This window comes from Mesorhizobium sp. M7A.F.Ca.AU.001.01.1.1 (assembly GCF_004022735.1).
Lineage (GTDB): Bacteria > Pseudomonadota > Alphaproteobacteria > Rhizobiales > Rhizobiaceae > Mesorhizobium > Mesorhizobium ciceri.
In genome coordinates this window covers 1-7721 of sequence record NZ_RZPF01000268.1, presented here as the reverse complement: position 1 = coordinate 7721, position 7721 = coordinate 1, and the positions used below count along the sequence as shown (strand labels likewise).

Genomic DNA, 7721 nt, shown 5'->3' with positions numbered 1-7721 from the left:
AGCCCATTCAGGTGATCCATGGCTGCTTCATCGGGGTTCTGGCGAAGGCTGTTTGGCCTTCATCCTGGACAAGATCATCAAGTACGGAATCGTTCCTATAGAGCAGTTGCAGATTCAACTCCAACCGACAATCGTAGGAATGGTGGTATCCCCTCAGGCGATACAAGAATGACTGGTTTGAGAGATGTAACGATCGTGACTCTCCCGCGCGGCTGCATCTCGACCACGCATGGGCATCTGCGCTCAGTTGGTCGCGAGGGCAATGAGGGGATGGCGCTCTGGGTCGGCGTTCAGCAAGAGCGGCACTTTGCCGTAACAGAGACGGTTATCCCGGCGCAGCGTCACATTCGGACAAACGATGGCGTTTGCGTGATCGTTGCGGCCGAAGAACTGCACCGGCTCAATGTCTGGCTCTACAAAAGCGGCCTGAAACTCTTGGCCCAGATTCACAGCCATCCGGGCCGCGCCTACCATTCGACGACGGACGACGCTTATGCGGTTGCTACCACGGTTGGGTGTCTGTCGCTGGTAGTGCCGAATTTCGCCCGCGAGCCTTTCGATTTTGCTCGGGTCGCCGCCTATCGGCTTGACGAAAAGGCCAAATGGAATGCGCTCCCTCCCGCGGCACTGTCGCGAATGATCATGATATCGAGTTGAACAATGGCATTCGCTAACTTCATCGATCGCGCCGCCACGGCGGCATCTCAGGTCCTGGCCGATTTTCATCTGGGAGACTTCAAAGCAGCTCTTGAAAAGCAGGTCGTGGCAGTCGCCTTCGACCATCAGGCCGCTTCCTGCGCCGAAGGCCAGGCGACACTAGATCTTGCGGTGAGATTGCTCGCTAGGCTCTACCCGGTTCTGGCGATACTCCCGCTGGACAGCGCGGCGAGCTCTCAAGCCCAAGCGCTGGAGCGCTTGGCAAAGTCGATCAATCCAAAAGTCGGCATCCGGCGTTCCGGCAAGTCTGCCACCGTCTGCGTCGTTGCAGGGGTAACGCGCCCATCACTCCGGTGCCCGATCTTTTTCGTGGGATCGGACGGTTGGGCGGCAAAGCTGTCGCGTACGGACCCGGTGGGCTCTGGCCCAAGTCTGCTGCCTTATGGAGCTGGCGCCGCCAGTTGCTTCGGCGCCGCCAACGTCTTTCGAACTATCTTCGCTGCCCAGTTGACCGGCGCCGAGTTGGACGAAACCATCGACCTCTCGCTATGCAGCTACGACAAGACCAAAGCCGGAGAGCCTGGCCCGATCGACTTCCCAGTCGACCTTGGCGAAACCCACCTCGTTGGGCTCGGTGCGATAGGCCATGGCTCGCTTTGGGCGCTAGCGAGACAACCCGATCTCAAAGGTCGTCTGCATGTAATCGATCACGAAGCGATCGAACTCTCAAACCTGCAGCGCTACGCATTGGCTGGCCAGGCGGAGATTGGTATGTCCAAAGCGGTTCTTGCAGCCACCGCCCTTAGATCGACTGCCCTTGAGGTCGAGGCGCACCCTCTGACGTGGGCAGAATATGTTGCGCGCCGGGGCAATTGGGTCTTCGACCAAGTGGGTGTGGCGCTTGACACCGCCGCCGACCGTCTGGCTGTCCAAGGTGCACTGCCGCGATGGATCGCAAACGCTTGGACGCAGGAGCACGATCTCGGTATCTCCCGGCATGGTTTCGATGACGGCCAGGCTTGCCTTTGTTGCATGTACCTGCCATCCGGAAAATCCAAGGACGAGCACCAGCTGATTGCCGAGGAACTCGGAATACCGGAAGCACACGAGCAGGTGAAAACGCTCCTGCAGACCAATGCCGGAGTTCCCAACGACTTTGTAGTTCGCGTGGCTACAGCGATGGCTGTGCCGTTTGAACCGCTAGCCCCGTTTGTCGGCCAGCCCCTGCGCTCCTTTTATCAGCAGGCTATCTGCGGCGGTCTGGTGTTCCAGCTTAGCGAAGGAAGTCGCCGCGTTCGAACTGTGGTTCCGATGGCCTTTCAGTCGGTGCTTGCCGGGATTATGCTTGCCGCGGATTTGGTCAAACATAGTGCGGGGTTTCCCATGAGCCCGACGACGAGCACTCGGGTGAATCTTCTGCGCCCCCTTGGCTCTCACTTGCACGATCCGAAGGCCAAGGACTCCAGCGGCCGCTGCATCTGTAGCGACGACGATTTCATTGCCGCTTACAGGCGCAAATACGGCGAGCGCGTTGATCAGGTAAGCGATGTCTCGGCCGCCTAAACAGACGCGCACCTCTCCGTAGACGCAGGGGGCGCGGCTTGTGGGCGTGACCATGGGCGCCATTATCACACGCTTGGCCCGCTCCTTTGCCGGCCTATCGTCCTCCGCGCATGATCCCTGTTGCCGACGTGATGATCCAGCACCAGCCGCCATGGCACCAGAGGCTGGTCAAACCTCCGTTGTTGGCCGATTTGGACAGTGCTGCATCAGGTCTCGACCGACGTCTCGACAGTCAGGGCTGCTTCGACGGGTGTGAAGATGTCAACATCGACCCCAGGCGCCCGCATCGTCACAATCAGGGCGTACCGAGCCAGAGCGTCGACGCGTTCCAGGTAAGGCTTCTCCTTCCACCAGCCCCCGACCGGGAACACGCCGATCGCATCACGCTCGGCGAGATCGGCGGCGCTGCCCGACCAGAAATCGGCGTGCAACGAGCCGCGATCGCGGAAGGTGCCGAGCAGCCACTCTTCTCCGCCTCCAGCAGGCGCCCCTTCCTCCTCGTCCCGAGCGGCCTGATTGATGCGGGCTCGGAATTCGTCGACTGTCTCGGTCGCTGACTTTACTCTGAACCGAAGACCATGGGACGCGTAACGATGCCGGCGGGTCCATCCGCGTTCACCGGGGTTGGGTTCGATGAAATAGGACAGCGTGACGCGGAGCTCGACCTGGGCAGCGCCGAGCGCCGCGAGCTGCTCCTTCGGCCAAGGCAGGCGATGCAGCTTCATGTCACGCGTTTTGGCAGCCGCGCCGCCCTCGCGCTGGAAAGGCTGAAGCTCATCTTCAACGATAAGCGTGAGGTCGTTCACCGTTGACAGAAGCGCGCGCCCAAGATCTGGCACGCCGTAACCATAGCGCCGCACGAGCGCCTGGATCTCGCCCTTCGCTCCGTTGCACGCATCGATGCGTGCGCGCATCGCCGGAGTCCATTCGGCCGAGTGGACGATCAGGGCGCGAACCGTTTCAGGCCACAGCTCGGGGCGCGCTGATAGAATTAGTCCCGCCATCCGTGCGGCATGGGCCGTTGCCGCGCTCGTATCTCCGAGGGTGGTGAAGTGGCGCAGTTCGGGTCGATAGAAAGTGGTCAATATCTGCAGATCGTCGATCGGCTCGCCAGGCAACACACCGTCATGGGCGAGATTGCCGCCTTCGAAGACGACCTCGGGCTTCACCGGCCACTGCCTGTCCCAAACGACCGAAGTGCGACTGCGCGGCGAGAGCTCGCCGACCGGCGCGATCGGAGCGTAGCCCGCAAAGTCGGTGTCAATGATATCGACCTTTTCTGTGAAAGCGCCGACCGTCAGCGCATTCCAGGCCTGAGAAGGATCATCGACTGCTTCCAGATCGTTGCGCGTCAAATGCTCGGCCGGCATGAGGTCATCGCCGATGTTGCCGGCAGAGAGAACGATCAAGCGTCGCTGCTCCTCTTCGAAACAGAGTTGGTCGATAGCGGCAGACCACGATGTGGGCCTTCCACGCGCCGGACTGGCGCTTGTCACAGCCATTGCGATCGCGCGGCGGCGCTCCGGCGCCTGCACCTCGGCGCGGGCGATCGCTTCCGCGGTGATCGAGCCATAGAGTTCTGGATCGTTTGCCTCGTCTTCTGGCGGAAGGATACGGACACTCTCCAGCCGAAAGGGCAATGGAACTGGATCGCCTCCGACCAGGAGCGGGACCAGATCACCGTACAGGCCGACACCTGCCATTCGCGTCCCGTGGCCGCTCCACGCAGGTGTGTCGTCGCTGCCCCATGCCGGTTTGACGGTGTGCCAGTCTTCAACGGCAAGTGCGGGTTCGATCAACGGGTGGGTGCGACGTACGCCGCTGTCGAGAATGCAGACCGCAATATCGGATTGAGGCGGTCTGACGCGCCCGAGAAGCTCGTCGCTCCAGTCCCTTTGCTCCGCGCCGCCAAGGCCCATGAAGAAGGACGGCGTATCCTTCGCGCGCCGCAGCTCGGCGACGACATCGCTGTGCGCAATCATGCGGTCGAGCATTGCCGTGCTGGCGAGTGCCAGCATGACCACCCGCTCCGGAAACCTGACCGCATGCGTGCGCAAAGTGATGTTCAGGGCTTCGGCAATGTGCTCGAAGTTCTCGCGGCGACCGTCGCGCAGCCAGACTTCCCACCACACCTGCTCGTCAGCGGCCTGGGGGAAGAGGTCGTCGTGGTCGGTAAACAACGATCGTGCAGTCGCCAGCCTGACTGTCTCCATGCGGGAGACGAGCGGCTCGTTGCGCGGTCTGCCGCGGTCAGTGTCAACGTCTCGATACGCCTCGACTTTCCGCAAATAATAGGCTTGCGCGCTTTGCGGCAGGAACACCGACGCTGTGATGGGAGCACCGGGTTGAGTTGGCTCATGGACGGCGACCAGCTCCATGTGCTGGCGACGATCGGCCAACTGGTCGAGGGCCGCCCGTCCGGACATGGGCAGATCGATCTCGAGGTAAAAGCCAGGCGTGCCGACCGACAGCTGGGGGTCACGCGCCGCAATCTGCTGGCGTGCACTTTCGACCGCTTGTTCGATGGATTGCGTCAAGGCCGCAGCATGCGACGCCCGATCACGCGCCGGCAGCGGCGGTGCATGTATAAGTTGGTTGGGCCGCCGATAGGCTTCCCGAATGCCGTTGTTGCGAAGGTGGATATGGGCGCGGTCGCGCGGAAAATCGTCTGCCATTATGATCTGTGCTGTCGCTACTCAGACAGCGAAGCCTGCCGGCGTTCCTTCAGAGCGTCGATGAGCGCTTCCGAGGTGATCCGCTTCCCCCCCCGCAATATGATGGTTTTTGCAGCGTCGTCGGCCGCGCGGGTGATCTCGGCCTGCGACAGTCTCTCTGCCTGAGAGATCGCCTCGTTCCAGGCAAGCCCTCTGGTGTCGAAGCGGTCGAGTCGAGCCCGAAGCAGCGCCTCGATAATCGGCCGATCGGGCACGGCGTATTCGATGACATCGTCGAAACGGCGGAACAAAGCTCTGTCGAGCAGCTCGGGATGATTTGTTGCCGCAATAATCAGGCTGTGGCTGTCGTCTTGCTCGAGAAACTGCAGAAACGAATTCAGCACGCGCCGAATCTCGCCAACATCCTGGCGTTCGCCTCGACGCGCGCCGATGGCATCGAATTCGTCAAAGAAGTAGACGCCCCGCGTCGCCTGCATTGCATCAAAAACAAGCCGCAGCTTTCCGGCAGTCTCTCCCATGAACTTGGTGATCAAACCATCGAGGACGATCATGAAAAGGGGCAGATGAAGCTCCCCGGCCAATGCCGATGCGGTCATCGTCTTGCCTGATCCTGGCGGGCCGACCAGAAGCAGTTTGCGACGGGGAACAAGCCCGTGCTCGCGCAAGCTTGCTTGTTGGCGCTGCTCTCCCAGCACGCGGTGCAGGCGCGAGCGCAGACTGTCCGGCAAAATCATGTCCGTCAGTCGCAGGTCCGGATAGCGCACATGCAGGAGGCCTGCGAGTTCGCCCTTTGGCTGAAAAAGGGGAACCGGCCGACTGCTCTTGGCAATCCGGGCGTCCCTGCTCTTGGCTGCGTCGACCAGATCCTTGAGCTCCTGAGCAAGCTTGCCATGGCCTTGACGTGCCTCATGCGCAGCAAGCTGCATCGCGATAGAGAGGAAACGATCCTCGTCGCCGGCAATGTGGCTTTTAAGCAGCGTCACGATATGGCGGGCCGTGGTCATGGCTCTCTTCTGGGGTATCCGTTTACTTGGCGAAGCGCATGCAACCTAAACGCTTTCAACGGCGATTTGTAACGCGCAATGGTGTTTTTTCTCTTGTCGATGTTCGCCCGTGGCAACTTCAGCGGTGAACTGTTGCGCCGCGGTCATAGGCCAGCCGGAATAACGCCGGCCAGCAGACAACAGTCCGCATCTTCGAGCGCTCGAAGTCTGGCCACTCACGCAGCGTGTCGGGTCCGAACGCTCCAAAGCCGCCCCGCCTGGCAGGTCCATGCGACCGATTGCGGGCGTGCGGCCATAAGGTCTACGCGGGCTCGCATGGCTGCCCGCGCCGCTGGCTAAAAAGCTGTACACCATCTCACGAAACACCAGGTCCGCTCCTTTGCCGGCCGACGGTCCATGAAATCCCCTCCCCACTCACGACACCGGAGACCTCCTTGCCCACATGGCGCTCAAGCACCGGCCGCCATGGCACCAGCGTGAACTCGCGCGACTTTTCAACGACGGCATATTTTCCGCTGGCAAGCTCGACGGAGCGGCGGAGCGTACCCTCTACTCGTCCTCCGAATCGCGCTTCGGCATAGGGCAGGCCAAGTTCCTCCGACAGTTGGCCAGCAACACGGTTCAGTTCTCGCTGGCGCAGGATCGAAAGCATGTTGGCTCGATAGACGATCCCATCCTGTTCTTTATGCGCGAGGCCTTGCGCGATCAGCCACTGCCGCCGGCGAGCTTGCGCCTCTCTCACGTCGCGGCCGAAGCCGGATCCGTGCAAAGGCTCGGGTCTATCGGCAACCAGCTCCCGGTCGAGCCAGGTGGCGCCGTTGAAGCTGACCTGTCGCTCCAGCGCCATTGAGGAGAGCTTGTCGGCAACGACAGGCTCGGCCCTGGCCCGCTGGCCCTCATAATTCGCGACGCGATCGAGATGGTCCGGCGCGATGAGCCAGGTGCCGTTCGGCTCTCGCTCAACGCCGCCGGTCGCGCGGCGGATCGCCTCCAGCCGCCGCACATGCGTTCGCGCAAAGCTCTCGGTGGCGGATGGGTCATGCTTCAGGTGCATATCGACGTCGTAACGGCCGCCATGCGCGGCGGCGATTTCGGCGATGGTACGATCGACCTGCCTCGGCTCGGTGTTCCTTGGCGCGACACGCACGATGCAGCCATTAGGCATCGTTTCCATCGCCTCGCCTCTACCGATGTTGATCCAATGGCTCTTACCGTCGACGGCGTCGACGATCATGTAATGGCGGTCATTGATCTCGTCGGCCAGTCCACGCGCGACAACGCGACCGACGAGAGACTGGACGGGCTCGCCGGATCGATCGTGGATCACCCAGTCGGCGGCCCTGCGGGCAAGCCCCTTGCCGGTCAGTTCGCGGTGCATGGTCTTGATGATGTCGCCGCGTTCGCCGGTGCGGCGCAGCGTGGCTTCGAGCTCATCGTCGAGGCGCCAGGAGCCAGCGCCGACCTCCGCGGCCAGACCCATCCGCTCGAGCTTGCGCAGCCGTCCCTGGTGCAGCGTCTGGCGAATGGCGTCGGGACCGCCCGGCGAGACCAGGCCGTCATCATCACGCATGCTGAGCAGCCGACGGTCGATGCTGGTGAAGCGTTCCTGCTCCATTTCCCGGCGCAGGCGAAGCTCAATCTCGCGGTCGGTTCGCGGACCGAGATCGAGGCTGACCAGCTCGGCCGCCCGCTCGCGGATGCCAGATGAGATATATTCGCGCGCGATGACCAGGTTCTCGCCACGGTCGTCCCTGCCACGGACGATGATGTGGCTGTGCGGGTGGCCGGTGTTGAAATGATCGACCGCGACCCAGTCGAGCTT

The 7721-nt window shown here is 62.0% G+C and carries 6 protein-coding genes; 3 read left to right on the top strand and 3 right to left on the bottom strand.

Features of this window, described 5'->3' with window-relative positions; translation table 11 throughout:
* From EN884_RS40125 to EN884_RS17635, 3 genes are all read left to right on the top strand, one after another.
* A partial coding sequence (locus EN884_RS40125; protein ID WP_348632986.1) for a putative metal-binding protein occupies positions 1–172 on the top strand: 172 nt, incomplete at its 5' end.
* Entirely contained in the window at positions 169–657 is a 489-nt protein-coding gene (locus EN884_RS17640; RefSeq protein WP_024505652.1) for a Mov34/MPN/PAD-1 family protein, read from the top strand. The genes EN884_RS40125 and EN884_RS17640, both read left to right, overlap by 4 nt.
* A gap of 3 nt (positions 658–660) precedes the next feature.
* Positions 661–2220, top strand: coding sequence for an E2 ligase fold family C protein (locus tag EN884_RS17635; protein ID WP_024505651.1), 1560 nt, complete (start codon positions 661–663; stop codon positions 2218–2220).
* Positions 2221–2426: 206 nt separating this feature from the next.
* Here the strand turns inward: EN884_RS17635 and EN884_RS17630 are convergent, their stop codons facing one another.
* From EN884_RS17630 to EN884_RS17620, 3 genes are all read right to left on the bottom strand, one after another.
* On the bottom strand, positions 2427–4895 hold the full coding sequence (locus EN884_RS17630) for a S8 family peptidase (protein ID WP_063169237.1): 2469 nt from the start codon (positions 4893–4895) through the stop codon (positions 2427–2429).
* A gap of 17 nt (positions 4896–4912) precedes the next feature.
* Entirely contained in the window at positions 4913–5899 is a 987-nt protein-coding gene (locus EN884_RS17625) for an ATP-binding protein (RefSeq protein ID WP_024505649.1), read from the bottom strand.
* 355 nt (positions 5900–6254) lie between these two features.
* Positions 6255–7721 (bottom strand): DUF3363 domain-containing protein (locus tag EN884_RS17620; protein WP_128360657.1); only part of this gene is annotated, 1467 nt, incomplete at its 5' end.

Excerpts from the sequence above, each read along its gene's own strand:
- EN884_RS17640 (WP_024505652.1), top strand. The coding sequence starts at position 169 with ATGACTGGTTTGAGAGATGTAACGATCGTGACTCTCCCGCGCGGCTGC.
- EN884_RS17635 (WP_024505651.1), top strand. The coding sequence starts at position 661 with ATGGCATTCGCTAACTTCATCGATCGCGCCGCCACGGCGGCATCTCAG.
- EN884_RS17630 (WP_063169237.1), bottom strand. The coding sequence starts at position 4,895 with ATGGCAGACGATTTTCCGCGCGACCGCGCCCATATCCACCTTCGCAAC.
- EN884_RS17625 (WP_024505649.1), bottom strand. The coding sequence starts at position 5,899 with ATGACCACGGCCCGCCATATCGTGACGCTGCTTAAAAGCCACATTGCC.